A 15,879-nucleotide genomic window follows, 5' to 3' on the forward strand; every position below is an offset into this window, starting at 1 on the left:
CAACTGAGTCTCGAAACTGCGGCACAATCCTGCAGTTTCGAGACGGGGCTGCAGTCTCGCGGGTTCGGACAGTCGGAGGCGGATGGCGCTCGGGATCCGCAATCCGAATAGCGGAAATCAGGATCCGGGATCCGGAAAAGCATTGACCTCGACATCGGAGCAGTGATAGATCTGAACTGTCTCCCTCATCGGGGACGCACCTGGATCAGCAGACAGGTCAACACTGAGCTGGCCCCCGCGGGGCCGGATCCGGCTCCGCCTCATCCACAGGGAGTCTGCGCAATGTCCGAATCCACTCGCACCGTCTGGCTGAAGAACCCGCTCGCGATCCACACCGGCGACACCGCCGACGCCCGCGGCGGCCTGGTGGTCGCCGGTTCCACGATCCTCGAGGCGGTGCCCGCCGGCGGATCCCCGTCGCAGCCGGTCGACGAGGTCTACGACGCCTCGCGGCACGTGATCATCCCCGGCTTGATCAACACGCACCACCACTTCTACCAGACCCTCACCCGCGCCTGGACGCCCGTGGTCAGCGCCGAGCTGTTCCCCTGGCTGAAGGGGCTGTACGGCGTCTGGGCGGGGCTCACCCCGCGCGACCTCGAGCTCGCGACGACCGCGGCGCTCGCGGAGCTGCTGCTCTCGGGCTGCACGACTGCCGCCGACCACCACTACCTCTTCCCGAACGGGCTCGAGGAGGGCATCGACGTGCAGGTCGATGTCGTGAAGCGCCTCGGCATGCGCGCCACGCTGACCCGCGGATCCATGTCGCTGGGCGAGAAGGACGGAGGGCTGCCGCCGCAGAGCACCGTGCAGGACGCCGACGTCATCCTCGCCGACAGCGAGCGCCTCGTCGGCGCGTATCACGAGCGCGGCGACGGCGCCTTCGTGCAGATCGGTCTCGCGCCATGCTCTCCGTTCTCGGTCACCACGGGCGTGATGCGCGACACCGCCGCCCTCGCCGAGCGCCTCGACGTGCGCCTGCACACCCACCTCGCCGAGACGATCGACGAGGAGGACTTCTGCCGCGAGACCTTCGGGCTGCGCACGGTCGACTACCTCGAGAGCGTCGGCTGGCTCTCCGACCGCACCTGGCTCGCCCACGGCATCCACTTCGACGACGCCGAGATCGCGCGCCTGGGCGCGGCCGGCACCGCCGTCTCGCACTGCGCCACCTCGAACATGCGGCTCGCCTCGGGCATCGCACGGGCGGTCGAGCTCGAGGCAGCGGGCGTGCCGGTCGGCCTGGGCGTGGACGGATCCGCGTCGAACGACGGCTCCAACATGATGATGGAGGTGCGCCAGGCCCTGTACCTGCAGCGCCTGCGCTACGGCGCCGCCGCCGTCACGCCCGAACACGCCCTGAACTGGGCGACGCAGGGCTCGGCGCGCGCCCTCGGCCGCAACGACATCGGCATTCTGGCGCCGGGCAAGCAGGCGGATCTGGCGATGCTCACCCTCGACGAGCTGCGCTTCTCGGGCAGCCACGACCCGCTCGCCGCCCTGCTGCTGTGCGGCGCCGAGCGCGCCGACCGGGTCATGGTGGGCGGCGCCTGGCGCGTGCTCGACGGGCAGATCGTCGGCCTGGACGTGCCGCAGCTCATCGCCGAGCACAGCGCCGCGGCCCGCCGGCTGCTCGCCCGGCACGGCTGAGGCCCGGGCCGCCGCGCCCCGGGCCGCCGACCCCCTTGCTCACTGGTCGCATATTGCGGCTTCGCGAGCTCGAATGCCGCAATTCGCGACCAGTGAGCAGGTCCGGGCGCGGATCCGGGCCGAGGGCGGATCCGGGTCCGGGGCGGATCCGGGCCGGAGGCGGGATCCGGGCCGGGCACCTCAGCGTCGCGTGGTCGCCCAGTCCTCGGGACCCGTGGATCCGGCCGGGTACTCCTGCATCGGCACCGCGTCCGAGCGCCAGGCGTCGAGGGCGGGCTGGATGATCCGCCAGCACTGCTCCGCCGCGTCGCCCCGGACGGACAGCGCCACATCGCCGTCGAGGATCTCGCTGAGCACTTCGGTGTAGGCCAGCAGCGTGCCCTTGCCGAGTTCGGTGGACAGCACGTCGCGGCGCAGGGCGAACGGGTCGTCGCCGCCGTTCACGTTCAGCTCGAGCGCGATCCGGTCGGGGCCGAGGGAGAAGCGCAGCACGCCGCCGTCCGTGGGCACCCCGGTGAGCCCGCCGGGGATGTGCCGCACGGGACGGAACGTGACGACGATCTCGGCGCAGCGCTCGCCGAGGGCCTTGCCGCTGCGCAGCGTGAAGGGCACGCCCGCCCAACGCGCCGTGTCGACCTCGCAGGTGATCTCGGCGAGGGTCTCGGTGTTGCGCGCCGGATCCACGCCCTCTTCGTCCGCGTAGGACGGCACGGCGCGGTCGCCGCTCGTGCCGGCGGTGTAGCGGGCGCGGCGGGTCGACACGACCGGGTCGTCGCCGAGGATCCGAGTCGCGCGCAGGGCGGCGGCCATGGCGTCGCGCAGGTCGATCTCGTCCAGATCCGCCGGCTGCTCCATCGCGAGGATCGCGAGCACCTGCAGCAGGTGGCTCTGGATCATGTCGACCAGCGCCCCGGCCTTGTCGTAGTAGCGGGCCCGATTCTCCAGGGCCAGCGACTCGTCGTAGCGCACCAGAACCGACTGCACGTGATCCGCCGACCAGACCGGCTCGACCAGCCGGTTCGCGAAGCGCACGCCCATGACGTTGAGGATCGTGGAGCGGCCCAGGAAGTGATCGACGCGGAAGACCTGGTTCTCCGGCACGATCCGGGTGACCAGAGCGTTGAGCGCGGCGGCGCTCTGCTCGTCATGACCGAACGGCTTCTCCAGCGCCAGGACCGTGCCCGCGGGCAGGGGGATGTCGACGAGCTTCTCGCACGCGGCCTCGGCCACGGCGGGCGGGAGCGCGAAATAGATCACGAGCGAGCCCTCGGTGCCCGCGATGAGCCCCGCCAGCGAATCGCGGTCGGTGACGTCGGCCTTGACGTACGTGGTCCCGGCGATCCGCGGCAGCTGATCCGTGCCGTCGACCGTGGCGAATGCGGTGCTTACGGCCTCCTGCCAGCGCTCATCGGACCAGTCGTCGGATCCGGCGCCGCGGAGCACCAGAGCGCGGTCGGGCTGGCGTTTCAGGAGTTGCGCGATCGCGGGCAGCAGCAGGCGGGAGGTGAGGTCGCCGGAAGCGCCGAGGATGAGCAGCGTCGTCGGGGTGGTCATAGCCCCCACGATAGGCCGCGCCGCGCCCTTCCTGTCGGTGACCCGGGCTAGGCCCCGGATCCTGCGCCTCGCAACATTCGAGTCGTCTCCCTGAGCACGCCTATAGCTCGAATGGGGGAGGGGGAGAAACGCATGTGCGAGACTGCGGCCATGGGTGAGGGTGACGTGCCGGCCGTGCCGATCGAGGACTACGCGCTGCTCAGCGACGGGCGCACCGCCGCGCTCGTGTCGCGGGCCGGCAGCATCGACTGGCTCTGCGCGCCGCGCCTCGACTCCGCGTCGCTGTTCGGCGCCCTGCTCGGCGGGGTCGAGCAGGGGCACTGGAGTCTGCGCCCGGCGGATCCTGACGCGACCGCGACGCGGCACTACGACGGCGACACGTTCTGCCTCGTGACCCGGTGGTCCACCGCCGACGGCGTCGCCGAGGTGACCGAGTGGATGCCGATCCTGCTTCCCAAGGATGCGGGGTCGCTCGAGGGAGCGCGGGCCGCGCTGGGCGCAGATCGCACCGACATCATCCGGCGGATCACGGGCATCACCGGGCGCGTGGATTTCGTGCAGGAGCTGCGCCTGCGGTTCGACTATGCCAGGGCGCTGCCGTGGGTGCGCCAGACCGGCAGCCCGGAATCCCCGGAGCTGACCGCGACCGCCGGCCCCGACGCCGTCGTGGTGCGCGGCGCCGCGCTGCAGCCGCACGGGCACAGTCACGTCGGCACGGTCGAGGTCGCCGCGGGTGAGAGCGTGGACCTGGCTCTCACCTGGTTCCCGTCATACCGCCCGGCTCCGGCGCCGCTCGACGCGGAGGCCGCGGAACGGGCCACCCGGGCGTGGTGGCAGGACTGGGCCGACGGAATCGCCCACGAGGGTCCGCACGAGGACGACGTGCGGCGCTCGCTGCTGATCCTGCGCGCGCTCACGAACCGCGAGACCGGCGGCATCGCGGCCGCGGCGACGACGTCGCTGCCCGAGGACTTCGGCGGTGCGCGCAACTGGGACTACCGCTACGTCTGGCTGCGCGACGCGGCGCTCACGCTCGAGGCCCTGCTGGCGCACGGCCTCGCGGACGAAGCGCGCGCGTGGCGCGACTGGCTGCTGCGGGCGGTCGCGGGGGATCCGGCCGATCTGCAGATCATGTACGGACTGGCGGGGGAGCGAGATCTGCACGAGCGCGAGATGCGCTCTCTGCCCGGCTACGCCGGATCCGCTCCGGTGCGCGTGGGCAACGCCGCGGCGGAGCAGTTCCAGGCGGACGTCGTCGGCGAGGTGATGGTGACGCTCGCCGCCGCGCGCCGGGCGGGCCTCGACGACTCCGCGCGCTCCTGGTCGCTGCAGCGGGTGCTGCTGCGGCACGCCGAGCAGCGATTGGATCGGCCGGACAACGGCATGTGGGAGATCCGCGGGGATCCGCAGTTCTTCACCCACTCCCGGGTGATGCTGTGGGCGGCGTTCGACCGCGGGGTGCGCGCGGTCGAGGAGGACGGCGAGCACGGCGAGGTGGATCGCTGGCGGGAGGTGCGCGATCGGCTGCGCGCCGAGATCGATGCGCACGGCGTGCGCGGCGGATGCTTCGTGCAGCACCGCGACACGGACGAGGTCGACGCATCGTTGCTGCTCATCCCGCGCACGGGGTACTGCGCGCCCGACGACCCTCGCATGCTGGCGACCGTGGAGCGGATCGAGCAGACCCTGATCCACGGCGGGCTGGTGAACCGCTACCGCACCGGGTCGGGCGTGGACGGTCTGGCTGGCGGTGAGCACACGTTCCTCGCGTGCTCGTTCTGGCTCGTGGAGCAGTATGCGGTCACCGGGCGCATGGCGGAGGCGCGGGAGCTCATGGACCGGCTGTGCGCGCTGCGCAACGACGTCGGCATGCTGAGCGAGGAGTACGACCCGGTGGGGCATCGGCACGTCGGGAACACACCGCAGGCGTTCTCGCACCTGTCGCTCGTGCGGGCCGCCGACGCGCTCGCCGGCTCGGACCACCGCGAACGGTGATCCGCGCGGTGTCGCAGATCCAGATCCGCGCGCCGATACTCCGGTCCCACCACACCGAGGAGGATGTACTGGTCACGGGCGGGAGATGTCTGCCAGGATCGATGCCGGGACCTATGGATCCCCGGACTGGAGGCCGTCATGACCAATCCCGGGCGAGCGATCGCCATCACCGCCGCCGGAGCTCTCATCGCGGTATCCGCGCTGTTCTCTGCGGTTCCCGCTGCGGCAGAGCCGGCACCGCCGCCTCCCGACACGACGATGGATCTCGCATTCTGCGTGCTACCGGACGGCGCGTATCGGCTCGACTATCTGACCTCCGGATGGCCGGAATCTCCCGAGTATGAGATGCACTTCGCGCTGGGCGATCAGCGCCCCGACCCTGTGCCGGTGAACGCCGGCGGCAGCATCGTGACGACGCTGACGGAGAGCGACTGGGACGATGCAACTCGACTTGTCTGGTTCGAACTGGCGGGAGGCACGCACGGCATGACCGGACGGAGCTATATCTCCGCCGACCTGCCGACGCAGGCGTGCCCGGATTCGGACGAGTCCGTCGTTCCGGATCGCGGCATCGGCGTCGACACGGGCATCACAGGATCGGCGCGCACTGCGCAGCCCGCCCCCGACCTCGGCGCTGTCGCCAGTCTGCTGCTCGGCGCGGCCGGGTTCTCCGCGGGCGTCTTGCTCCTGTGGCGCCGTCTCTCGCGCGATGGGCTCCGGCGTCGCTGAGCACGCGGGCTGCGACCACGAGCGGCGGGGCGCCGCGCGTCTGACGAGGGCCACGCGTCGGCCGGGGAGAAGCCGGCCGCGCGTGGCGCTCGTCATGGTCGCTGCGGTGCTCGGGGTGATGGTGCTCGCCGGATGCAGTATCGGGTTCCCCACGGCCGGCTCGTCCACCGGGGCTCCGAGCTCGGGTGCTCCGACCAGGGGGGAGCACCCGGTGCCTTCCGCGAGCACTGCTCCGGTCGAGGTGGGACCGGGCATGCCGCAGGAGATGCGCATCCCTGCCATAGGGCTGACCGTGCAAGTCGCCGCGGATCCGTGCCCCCTCGTCGACGGGATGATCACGCCGGATATCGACACCCCGGAGGAGGCGTGCACCCTCGTCGTGGAGGGCAAACCGTATGCGCTGCCCTCGACCGGCGCTCCAGACCTGGCCGCGATCGCCGGCCACACCTGGGCGCGAAACGGTGCCGATTGGCAAGGCAACATCGGCACGGCGGCGTTCAACGCGCTCTACGACTGGGATGAGCCGGATCCGCATTTCACCGTGCACGCGGGTGATGAGATCTGGATCCGGACGTCGACCTCGGGGGCGAACTGGCTCGTCTACCGCGCCGCGGACTTCTTCCGCCCGCTGAAGTACGGAGACGGGCCGGATTCGCTTTCCGGTTCCACGGACATCTGGGGCACCGGCGCGCAGCCCGGACGCCTCCTCACAATCGGCTGCCTGCGCGAGTCGGACGACCCGGAAGGGCGATCACAGCGCAACATCGTGGTCGCCTGGGCATTCGACCGAGTAGCGACGGACGCGCCCTGACGCGGAATGCGGGCGACCGTGGCCGGGACGACGAACGCCCCCTCCGTGCGCGGAGAGGGCGTTCGGATCCGGTCGGATCAGTCGTTGACGAGCAGCGTCTCGGCGATCGGACGGCGGGTGCGCGGCGCGTTCTCGCGCTGCTGCAGCTCCTCCGACGCGGTGCGGATGTCGCCCAGCTCGCCGACGGCCATGACCGAGATCGGGGTGAAGTCGCTGCTCAGGTCGAACGCGGCCGCGATGGCGTCGCGGTCGAAGCCGCCCATCTGGTGGGTGGACAGGCCGTTGGCGTGCGCCTGCACGGTGAAGTGCGCGGCCGCCTGGCCGGTGTCGTACAGGGCCCAGGTCATGGGCTCCCCGTCGCGGGTCGTCTCGGCGACGAACACCACGAGTGCCGCAGCGTCGGGGGCCCAGCCGCTGTTGAAGCCGGCCAGGGTCGCCACGATCTTCGCGTGCGCCTCGGAACCGCGGCGCGCCACGATCGCGCGCCAGGGCTGGAAGTTCACGGCGGTCGGCGCCCAGCGGGCGGCCTCGAGTGCGCTGGCCAGCGCGGCCTCGTCGATGGCGGAGGTGGCGTCGAAGATACGGGTGCTCCAGCGCTCGGCGAGGACGTCGAGGATTGGGGCGTCGGTGACCGCGGTGCGGTCGATGGCGGGCGTGCTCATGGCGATGAGGCCTTTCGGATCGGGTTGTCTGCTGCCGGACCTCATCGTCCGTACAGCAGGGGTTAACGATCCATGCACGTGAATATTCCGAGCGGGTTCGGATCCGTTCGGAGAGCGCCAGACCCGAACCCGAACCCGGACCCGCGGATCGCGCCCTCCACGACCGCGAGACTGCATCTCTGTCTCGAGACTGCAGTCCATTCATGCTGTCTCGAGACGAAGATGCAGTCTCGCGGGTAGGTAGACGGGAACCCGCCGAGGCCCCGGACGCGCCGAGGCGCGACCCGGATCCGGTCAGCCCTTCAGCGCCTCCAACAGCTTGACCCTGCCGCCCATGCGCAGCAGCGAGTTCTCGTAGATCTTCGCGGCGACGAGGATCGCGGCCACGCAGGCGACGAGCAGGATCACCAGCGACAGGAGCGGCTCCCACCACTGCGCATCGCCGACGAACAGCCGTACCGGCATCGCGACCGGGGCGGAGAACGGGATGTAGGACAGGATCGTCATCACGACCGGGTTGTCGTTGAAGATGATCGTGAGGATGTACGGCGCCATCACCAGCATCGTGATCGGCATCGTGGTGGATCCGATGTCCTCCTGACGTGACACCAGGGCGGCGGCGGCGGCGAACAACGAGGCCAGCAGCACGAACCCGAACAGGAAGAACACGGCGAACCACACGAGCGGCGCTCCGAGCCCCTCCAAGACGGTGTTCTGCCCGGTGACGATGAGCCCGACCATCGCGATCGCGGCGAGAGCGAGGATCTGCGCCATCGCCAGCACCGTGTTGCCGAGGACCTTGCCGGCCAGCAGCACCCGCGCGGGGATCGCCGCGAGCAGCAGCTCGACCACGCGTGTGGACTTCTCCTCGACCACGCTCTGCGCCATGGTCATTCCGAACGTGGACGCCGCCATGAGGAACACGACGCCGAAGCCGATCGCGACGAGGTACCGCAGCAGCGGATTGGTCGTGTCCGGTTCGAGGATCGTGACCTTGGGCGTCTTCGCGAGCAGGCCCTGCAGGCTGTTCGGCGCGCTCTTGAGCGCCACGATCTCGTAGCCGAACGCGGTGTCGCCGGGCGCCGGGATCAGGGCGGCCTCGACCTTCCCTTCGCGGACCAGCTTCTCCGCAGCGGTGGGGTCGGCGACCTCCGTCGGCGCCAGACCGGCCACGCCCTGCACGGCCTGGGCGGTCTCGGCGGTCACCGCGATCTTGGTCTCCGAGGTGTTCTTGCTCATGAATCCGCCGATGAGCACGCCGGCGAGGGCGATGAGCAGCAGGATCCCCGTGGAGATCAGGAAGGCCTTGCTGCGCAGCTTGGATCCGATCTCGCGCTCGGCGACGAGGAAGATGCCGCTCGAGACGGAGAGCGCGCCGTACTTCGGGGTCGCGGTGCTCACTGGATGACCTCCTTGAAGATCTGGGCGAGGGTGGGGTGCTGCGGGGAGAAGGAGTGCACGACGCCGTGGCCGAGCGCGGTGCGCAGCACGCGCTGGGCGTCCTCCGGGGTGTCGGCGTCGAAGACGGCGGTGCCGCGTTCGAAGTCGACGACGGTGATGCCGGGCTCGGAGCGGATCCAGCCCGCATCTGCGTCGGAGACCAGTTCGTAGCGCGGGGCGGAGTGCTGCGCGCGCAGCTGCTCGCGGGAGCCGGCGGCCCGGATCGTGCCACCCGCGATGATGACGAGGTCGTCGCAGAGTCGCTCCACAACGTCGAGCTGGTGCGAGGAGAACAGGATCGACGCGCCCTGCGCGGCCCTGGCCTGCAGCACTCCGGCCACGACGTCGACGGCGAGCGGATCCAGTCCCGAGAACGGCTCGTCGAGGATGAGCACCTCGGGGTCGTGCACCAGGGCGGCGGCGATCTGGGCGCGCTGCTGGTTGCCGAGCGAGAGCGACTCGATGGTGTCGTGCAGCCGTTCGCCGAGGCCGAGCTCGGTCAGCAGCGCCTCGCCGCGGGCGGTCGCCTCGGACTTGCCGAATCCGTGCAGCCGCGCGAGGTACGCGACCTGCTCGAGCACCTTCATCTTCGGATACAGGCCGCGTTCCTCGGGCATGTATCCGAAACGGCGGCGGTCGGCGGCCGCGACGTCGTGCCCGCCCAGGCGCACCGTGCCGCCGTCGGCGCCGAGCACACCCAGCACGATCCGCATCGTGGTGGTCTTGCCGGCGCCGTTGCCGCCGACGAAGCCCGTGAGCCGGCCGGGTTCGACGCGGAACGAGACGTCGTCGAGCACGCGCCGGGCGCCGTAGCTCTTGGTGAGGCCATCGAGTTCGAGCAGCCCCGTGGTCGTGGTGCGGGTGAGCACTGTGGTCATGAGAGCAACGCTAATGAGCCATGCCGAGCGCGGACATCCCCCCTGCGGCGGATCCGGCGGCGTCCTTCGCGGGACGGACGTGCGCTCAGCGCCGCCCGAGGTGCAGGACGCCGCGCACGAGCAGGCCGGCGAGCAGGGCCCAGAACGCGGCGCTGACGCCCCAGAACGCCATGCCGCTGGCGGCGACGAGGAACGTCACCACAGCCGGGGTGCGCTCGCCGGGATCGTCGATCGCCTGCTGCACCGCGGATCCGAACGCGCCGAACAGGGCGAGGCCGGCGACGGCCGGGATCACCGCGACCGGGGCGAGCACCACGAGCGCCGCGAACGCGGCCGAGCATCCGCCCAGCACCAGGTACGACACCCCGGTCGAGACCCCGGCGATCCAGCGGCGCTTCGGATCCGGCTCCGCGTCGGGTGCGGCGGCGAGGGCGGCGCTGATGGCGGCGAGGTTGATCGCGTGGCCGCCCGCGGGGGCGCCGAGCGCGCTCCCGATGCCTGTCACCAGCATCGCGGGGCGCCATGGCACGGCATAGCCGAAGCTGCGCATCACCGCGACGCCGGGTACGTTCTGCGACGCCATCGTCACGATGAACAGCGGCAGCGCGATGCCGACCAGCGCCCCGACGGTGAAGGTCGGCATCGTCAGCTCGACGTGCGGCAGCAGGGAGATCGGATCCAGGACCGCGCCCGCGCCCGTCCCGGTCCCCGCGCCCGTCGAAGGACCGCCTGTCACGATCCCCACAACGATCACGACGGTCGCCGTGAGGAAGGCCAGCGGTACCGCCCACCGGGGTGCGAGCCGGGCGAACACCAGCCACGTCAGCACGACCGGGACCACGCCCCACGGGTTCTTCCCGAGACCGACGATCGGGGCCAGGCACAGCGGCAGCAGCACGCCGGCGAGCATCGCCTGCGCGATCGACGGCGGGATCGCGGCGATGAGGGATCCGAGTTGCGGGACGAGCGCCGTGAGCAGGATCAGACCGGCCACGATGAGGAAGGCGCCGACCGCCGCCGGCCACCCTCCCTCGATCGAGCCGGAGGCGGCGAGCAGCGCCGCGCCCGGGGTCGACCACGCCGCGGTGATCGGCATGCGGTACCGCCAGGCCAGCACGATGCAGGCGATGCCCATGGTGAGACAGAGGGCGAGCAGCCCGCTCGCGGCCTGGGCGTGGGTCGCTCCGACGGCGGCGAGGCCGGTGAGCACGACCGCGAACGAACTCGTGAATCCGACGAGCGCCGTGACGACCCCGGCCATGATCGGCCGGGACGAGGACGGGCGGGGGACCGGCGGGCTCGACGTTTCGGGCATGGGGAGAGGCTAGCGGGGTGCGCGGGTGCACCGAGCGCACGGGTGTTGGCGGAGCGACGAGCGGACGGAGCGTTGGCGGAGCGACGGGCGGAGCGGGCCGACACCTCGCGGCGGTCTGCGGGTCTCAACTCCGGAGGACGTTTGCAACTCCGCAGGACGACGCTCGCGGGATCCTCCTGCAGAGTTGCAAACGTCCTGTGAAATGGGGCGAGGATCCCGAGCGGGCCGGTACCCGGCGTGATGCTTTACGCCAGACCCAGCCGATGCGCCAGCACCACGGCCTGCACCCGATCGCGGGCGCCCAGCTTCTGCAGGATCCGCGACACGTGCGTCTTCACGGTCGCCTCGCCGATGAACAGCTCCGCGGCGATCTCGGCGTTGCTCCAGGCCTCGGCGACAAGGCGCAGCACCTCGGCCTCGCGCTCGGTGAGCGGCTCGGGCAGTTCGGCGCTGGGGAGGGCTGTGGATCCGGTCACGGTGGCCGCGTGCGTGTCAAGGCCGGACGGGGGCGCTGCCGGCTGCGCCGCGAACCGCTGCAGCACCCGGCGGGTCACCTCCGGCGCGAGCATGCCGTCCCCGGCGGCCAGGGCCCGCACGGCGGCGACGAGCTCCTCCGGCCCGGCGTTCTTGAGCAGGAACCCGCTGGCTCCGGCATCCAGCGCGTCGAACAGGTAGTCGTCGCGGTCGAAGGTCGTCACGATCGCGATCGACGAGCGGATCCGCCCGTCCGCCGTGATCCGCCGGGTCGCCTCGAGCCCGTCCATGTCGGGCATCTGCACGTCCATCGTGATCACGTCGGGCAGCAGGGAGCCGGCGAGGTCGACCGCCTCTGATCCGGTGCCGGCCTCTCCGACGACCTCGATGTCGGGCTGCAGGTCGAGGATCGTGCGGAACCCCGCACGCAGCATGGCGTGGTCGTCGACGATCAGCACGCGGATCGGGGCGCTCACGAAGACTCTCCGCCGCGGCCCGGCGCACCGGATCCCGACTCCGCCAGGGCGCCGGCGGGCGTGGAATCGGGCGCGGGCGTGGAACCGGGCGCGGGCGCGGGCACCGGGCCAGGGCCGGAAGCGCCCACGGGCAGCGTCGCCCGCACCCGGAACCCGCCGGTCGGCCGCGGCACGAGCTCGATCGATCCGCCGGATGCCGTCGCACGCTCCCGCATGCCGAGTTGGCCCAGGCCGGGCCGCAGTCCGGTGACGAGCCGCCCCGTGTTCACGACCTCGAGCTCGACAGCTCCCGGCTCGTAGCGGATCCGCACATCCGCCTCGGCGTCGGGGCCGGCATGGCGGCGGGCGTTCGTGAGCGACTCCTGGGCGATCCGGTAGAGGTTCACCGCGGTCAGGCGCGGCACCGGCGCGGCCTCGCCGATCACCTGCAGCCGCGTGGGCAGGCCCGCCGCCGTCGACGCTGCCGCGAGCTCGGCGATGTCGTCGACACCGACCGTCGAGGATCCGTCGTCGCTGTCGCCGGGCGCCCGCAGCGTGTCGAGCAGCTGGTGGAAGTCGCGGATGGCGTCGCGCGCGGCGGTCTCGATGCCGGCGACGATCGCCGCCGCCGCCTGCGGATCCTGCGGGATCATCATGCGCGCCGCTCCCGCCTGCACGCCCATGACCGAGACGTGGTGCGCCACCACGTCGTGCAGCTCCCGGGCGATGCGCACACGGTCCAGCGCCACCGCCTGAGCTGCGCTGAGCGCGCGCTCGCGCTCGAGCTCGGCCGTGCGCTGCTCGAGGGCGGCTCGCTGCCGGGCGGCGCTCCAGCTGCGCTCGCCGAAGTAGTAGGCGCCGCCGAAGTACAGCACGTTCAGCAGCACCTGCAGCATGAGGAACGCCACGAGCGGGGAGAACATCCCGGCCACGACGTCCGCCTTGTGCGCCTGATCGATCGCCTGCCGGTACATCTCGATCACGAGCCAGACGGCCATCACGACGATGATCCCGGTGCGCACCAGGAACGCACTGCGGCGCGTGTTCATCCAGGCGCCGACCGTGTAGAGGCTGATGAACATCGCGATGTTGCCGGCGTAGATCTCGGGGACCTTCAGCGAGGTCGCCACCACGAAGGCGAGCGAGACGACGATCGCGACCGCGGCCGGCCACCGGCGCCGCACCGCGAGCGCCGCGGAGATGACGATGACGTACGGCATGGCCGTCCACAGCTCGGCCTGGTCCGCGCCGTAGACCTTCGCGATCGAGGAGAGCCCGGCGCTGAGGATCCCTCCCACGAGCATGACGCCGGCCAGGAGCACGTCCTGCCGCAGTTCGCGCGGGGTCGGGGTGCGGGTGAACGGCGGCATCCCTCCACCGTAGGGCGGGCCCCGGCCGGAGAGCATCCCCCGTACGGCGGATCCGGCTCGATGCGGCACGACCCGGCGAATCCGGCTCGATGCGACCCCGTACGGCGGATCCGCGGATGCGAGACTGGAACGTGACCTCGCCCTCGCCGGTACCGCCGCGCCCGCGCCTCGCCCCGCTGTATCTCGCGGGATTCACCACCGCCTTCGGCGCGCACGGGATCGCGGCTGCTCTGGGGGCGGAGACCGAGGACATCGGCTGGACCCTCCTCGCATTCGGCTTCACGCTCGCGCTGTACGACCTCGCCGAGGTGCTGCTCAAACCCGTGTTCGGCGCGCTCAGCGACAGGATCGGGGTGCGACCCGTCATCGCCGCAGGGCTGCTCGCGTTCGCCGCGTTCTCCGTGGTCGGCGCGCTCGTGCCCGGCACCGTCGGGCTCATCGTGGCGAGGTTCGGGCAGGGTGCGGCGGCCTCGGCGTTCTCTCCGGCGTCGTCGGCCGCGGTCGCGCGGCTCGCAGACGACGCCTCCCGCGGTCGCTACTTCGGACGCTACGGATCCTGGAAGAGTCTCGGCTATGCGCTGGGCCCGCTGCTGGGTGCGGGGCTCGTCGTCTGGGCGGGCCTGCCCGCGCTGTTCTGGGCGCTCGCAGCCGTCGCCCTGGTCGCGGCCGCGTGGGTGCGGGTCGGCGTCCCGACGGTGCCGGTGCTGCCCCGGAAGCGCGTGACCCTCGCGGATCTCGCGCGCGAGGCCACCGCACGCGGGTTCCTGGTGCCGACTCTCGTGCTCGCGGCGACGACAGGCGGCCTCGCGGTCGCGGTCGGGTTCCTCCCCCTGCTCGGCCGCGAGACCGGCATCGGCACGGTCGGCAGCATGGCGCTCGTCACCGTGCTGGCCGTCGTCAGCAGTGTCGTGCAGCCGCTGGCGGGATCCCTGCACGACCGCGGACGGCTTCCCGTGCGTTCCGGCGCGGTCGGCGGGCTCGCGCTGCTGGCGGCCGGGATCCTGGTCGCCGGACTGTGGCCGCTGCTGCCGACGCTCGTCGTCGCGGCTGTGCTCATCGGCGCGGGTGTGGGGCTGGCGACGCCGCTGGCGTTCTCGCACCTGGCTGCCACCACGCCGTCGGAGCGGATGGGGCGCACGATGGGCTCCGCGGAGCTCGGTCGCGAACTCGGCGACGCGGGCGGACCCCTCGTCGCCGGTGCCGTGGCGACCGCGACGCTGCCCGGCGTGGGCCTCGTCGTCGTGGCCGGTCTGACAGCAGGCGCGGGGATCCTCGCCGCTCTCGGGTTCCGCCGCCCGCCCGCCGGGAGCTGACCACGACATTACTTGCTCTTGACAAGCAAACTTGCAAAAAGCAAGCTAGTCGCATCGGACCCGATCCGGGATCCGCCGACAGAGGAGTCATCGTGACGAACGTCTTCATCAGCCTGCCCACGTCCGACCTCGAGCGCGCGAAGGCCTTCTACGGTGCGCTCGGCTGCGAGTTCCGTCCGGACTTCTCGGACGAGAACGGCACGTGTTTCGCGTGGGACGACAACGTCTTCCTCATGCTCATCACACGCGAGTTCTTCGCGACTTTCACGGACAAGCCGATCGTGGATCCGCACACCGCGGTGCAGGTCTCGATCAACTTCTCCCGCGACTCGCGCGAGGACGTGGATGCGATGATCGCGAAGGGCGTCGCCGCGGGCGGCACCGAGCCGCAGCCCGCGCAGGACTACGGCTTCATGTACATGCGCGATCTGAACGATCCCGACGGCAATGCCCTCGGCTTCCTGTACTCGGTGCCGGAGGATGCCCGGCAGGACGCCGACGCGCAGCCGGCGACCCAGAACGCCGGGGTCTGATGCGGGGCGGGCGCTGACATGGCCGCACGCAGCTACGGCCAGTACTGCGGGGTCACCACCGCCGTCGAGCTGATCGGCGAGCGGTGGGCGCTGCTCATCGTGCGCGATCTGCTCGTCGGCCCGCGCCGCTACACGGACCTGAAGCAGGGGCTGCCGCGGATTCCGACGAACATCCTGTCCACCCGGCTCAAGGAGCTGCAGGAGGGCGGGGTCGTGCGCCGGGTGCCGCTGCACGGCTGCGGGCTCGTGTACGAGCTCACGCCATACGGTCGGGCGCTCGAACCGGTGGTGCTCGCGCTCGGGCGCTGGGGCTTCCAGACGATGGGCGATCCCGGCGAGGGCGACGTCGTCACGGCTGACTCGCTCACCATGGCGCTGCGAACCGCGTTCCGCGCGGACCGCGCAAAGGACCTCGATGTCGAGCTGCACGTCGGAGACGTCGCGCTGCGTGCGGTGGTCCGCGGAGGGGAGCTCTCGGTCGCGCAGATCGCCCCGTCCGCGCCGCCCGTGGGCGGCGTGCTTCCGCCGGGCGACCCCGAGGCCGTCCTCGTCGCCGGCCCGGGCATCCGGCACCTCATCGGCGGCGAGGTCACGCCGCACGAGGCGATCGCGCAGGATCTGGTCGCCGTCGTGCGCGGCGAGGAGCGGATCCTGGGCGTTTTCGCGCAGACCTTCCACATCGACCGGCTCGCGGCGTAGC

14 protein-coding genes are annotated in these 15,879 nt (G+C 71.5%); 7 read left to right on the forward strand and 7 right to left on the reverse strand.

All coding sequences use genetic code 11. From position 1 onward, the window contains the following. Positions 1–282 precede the first annotated feature (282 nt). Positions 283–1,650, forward strand: a complete 1,368-nt coding sequence (locus AC1DMN_RS03410; protein WP_477230182.1) for an 8-oxoguanine deaminase — start codon at positions 283–285, stop codon at positions 1,648–1,650. A 180-nt stretch (positions 1,651–1,830) separates the two neighbouring features. Here AC1DMN_RS03410 and AC1DMN_RS03415 read toward each other — a convergent pair whose 3' ends face one another. After that, positions 1,831–3,204 carry a glucose-6-phosphate dehydrogenase gene (locus AC1DMN_RS03415; protein WP_477230183.1) on the reverse strand — a complete coding sequence of 458 codons (1,374 nt, stop codon included), beginning with the start codon at positions 3,202–3,204 and terminating at the stop codon, positions 1,831–1,833. Positions 3,205–3,354: 150 nt separating this feature from the next. On the opposite strand from AC1DMN_RS03415, the gene AC1DMN_RS03420 reads away from it, so the two are divergent. From AC1DMN_RS03420 to AC1DMN_RS03430, 3 genes are all read left to right on the forward strand, one after another. Next, entirely contained in the window at positions 3,355–5,199 is a 1,845-nt protein-coding gene (locus AC1DMN_RS03420) for a glycoside hydrolase family 15 protein (RefSeq protein ID WP_477383886.1), read from the forward strand. Between the two features lie 138 nt (positions 5,200–5,337). Further along, the gene (locus AC1DMN_RS03425; RefSeq protein ID WP_477230185.1) at positions 5,338–5,928 is read left to right on the forward strand and encodes a hypothetical protein; all 591 of its coding nucleotides are present in this window, start codon (positions 5,338–5,340) and stop codon (positions 5,926–5,928) included. 82 nt (positions 5,929–6,010) lie between these two features. Then, positions 6,011–6,739 (forward strand): hypothetical protein, encoded by a 729-nt coding sequence (locus AC1DMN_RS03430; RefSeq protein ID WP_477230186.1) that lies wholly within the window; start codon positions 6,011–6,013, stop codon positions 6,737–6,739. Positions 6,740–6,816: 77 nt separating this feature from the next. On the opposite strand, the gene AC1DMN_RS03435 is transcribed toward AC1DMN_RS03430, so the two are convergent. The 6 genes from AC1DMN_RS03435 to AC1DMN_RS03460 form a co-directional block, all read right to left on the reverse strand. Further along, positions 6,817–7,401 carry a nitroreductase family protein gene (locus AC1DMN_RS03435; protein ID WP_440734391.1) on the reverse strand — a complete coding sequence of 195 codons (585 nt, stop codon included), beginning with the start codon at positions 7,399–7,401 and terminating at the stop codon, positions 6,817–6,819. 294 nt (positions 7,402–7,695) lie between these two features. Continuing rightward, a complete protein-coding gene (locus tag AC1DMN_RS03440; RefSeq protein WP_477230187.1) occupies positions 7,696–8,802 on the reverse strand; it encodes an ABC transporter permease in 1,107 nt (368 codons plus the stop codon). Continuing rightward, positions 8,799–9,683: an ABC transporter ATP-binding protein gene (locus tag AC1DMN_RS03445; protein WP_441978083.1), complete on the reverse strand. Its 885-nt coding sequence runs from the start codon at positions 9,681–9,683 to the stop codon at positions 8,799–8,801. The genes AC1DMN_RS03440 and AC1DMN_RS03445 overlap by 4 nt, the downstream gene beginning before the upstream one ends. A gap of 121 nt (positions 9,684–9,804) precedes the next feature. Beyond that, complete coding sequence (locus AC1DMN_RS03450; RefSeq protein WP_477230188.1) at positions 9,805–11,034, reverse strand: benzoate/H(+) symporter BenE family transporter; 1,230 nt, start codon at positions 11,032–11,034, stop codon at positions 9,805–9,807. A 245-nt stretch (positions 11,035–11,279) separates the two neighbouring features. After that, complete coding sequence (locus AC1DMN_RS03455; RefSeq protein WP_477230189.1) at positions 11,280–11,984, reverse strand: response regulator; 705 nt, start codon at positions 11,982–11,984, stop codon at positions 11,280–11,282. Further along, the gene (locus AC1DMN_RS03460; protein WP_477230190.1) at positions 11,981–13,333 is read right to left on the reverse strand and encodes a sensor histidine kinase; all 1,353 of its coding nucleotides are present in this window, start codon (positions 13,331–13,333) and stop codon (positions 11,981–11,983) included. Before AC1DMN_RS03460 ends, AC1DMN_RS03455 begins: the two co-directional genes overlap by 4 nt. Positions 13,334–13,449: 116 nt before the next feature. Here AC1DMN_RS03460 and AC1DMN_RS03465 point away from each other — a divergent pair, with 116 nt between their 5' ends. The 3 genes from AC1DMN_RS03465 (at position 13,450) to AC1DMN_RS03475 (ending at position 15,878) form a co-directional block, all read left to right on the forward strand. Then, positions 13,450–14,646, forward strand: coding sequence for an MFS transporter (locus AC1DMN_RS03465; RefSeq protein ID WP_477230191.1), 1,197 nt, complete (start codon positions 13,450–13,452; stop codon positions 14,644–14,646). A gap of 92 nt (positions 14,647–14,738) precedes the next feature. Beyond that, positions 14,739–15,179: a VOC family protein gene (locus AC1DMN_RS03470; RefSeq protein ID WP_477230192.1), complete on the forward strand. Its 441-nt coding sequence runs from the start codon at positions 14,739–14,741 to the stop codon at positions 15,177–15,179. Between the two features lie 18 nt (positions 15,180–15,197). Beyond that, on the forward strand, positions 15,198–15,878 hold the full coding sequence (locus AC1DMN_RS03475) for a winged helix-turn-helix transcriptional regulator (protein WP_441977949.1): 681 nt from the start codon (positions 15,198–15,200) through the stop codon (positions 15,876–15,878). The last annotated feature ends 1 nt before the right edge of the window (position 15,879 follow it).

This window comes from Microbacterium sp. 01T413_2 (assembly GCF_056398985.1).

Bases quoted from the DNA above. Each gene is read 5' to 3' on its own strand.
- AC1DMN_RS03465 (WP_477230191.1), top strand. From the start codon at position 13,450: ATGCGAGACTGGAACGTGACCTCGCCCTCGCCGGTACCGCCGCGCCCG.
- AC1DMN_RS03450 (WP_477230188.1), bottom strand. From the start codon at position 11,034: ATGCCCGAAACGTCGAGCCCGCCGGTCCCCCGCCCGTCCTCGTCCCGG.
- AC1DMN_RS03435 (WP_440734391.1), bottom strand. From the start codon at position 7,401: ATGAGCACGCCCGCCATCGACCGCACCGCGGTCACCGACGCCCCAATC.
- AC1DMN_RS03420 (WP_477383886.1), top strand. From the start codon at position 3,355: ATGGGTGAGGGTGACGTGCCGGCCGTGCCGATCGAGGACTACGCGCTG.
- AC1DMN_RS03425 (WP_477230185.1), top strand. From the start codon at position 5,338: ATGACCAATCCCGGGCGAGCGATCGCCATCACCGCCGCCGGAGCTCTC.
- AC1DMN_RS03475 (WP_441977949.1), top strand. From the start codon at position 15,198: ATGGCCGCACGCAGCTACGGCCAGTACTGCGGGGTCACCACCGCCGTC.
- AC1DMN_RS03410 (WP_477230182.1), top strand. From the start codon at position 283: ATGTCCGAATCCACTCGCACCGTCTGGCTGAAGAACCCGCTCGCGATC.
- AC1DMN_RS03415 (WP_477230183.1), bottom strand. From the start codon at position 3,204: ATGACCACCCCGACGACGCTGCTCATCCTCGGCGCTTCCGGCGACCTC.
- AC1DMN_RS03460 (WP_477230190.1), bottom strand. From the start codon at position 13,333: ATGCCGCCGTTCACCCGCACCCCGACCCCGCGCGAACTGCGGCAGGAC.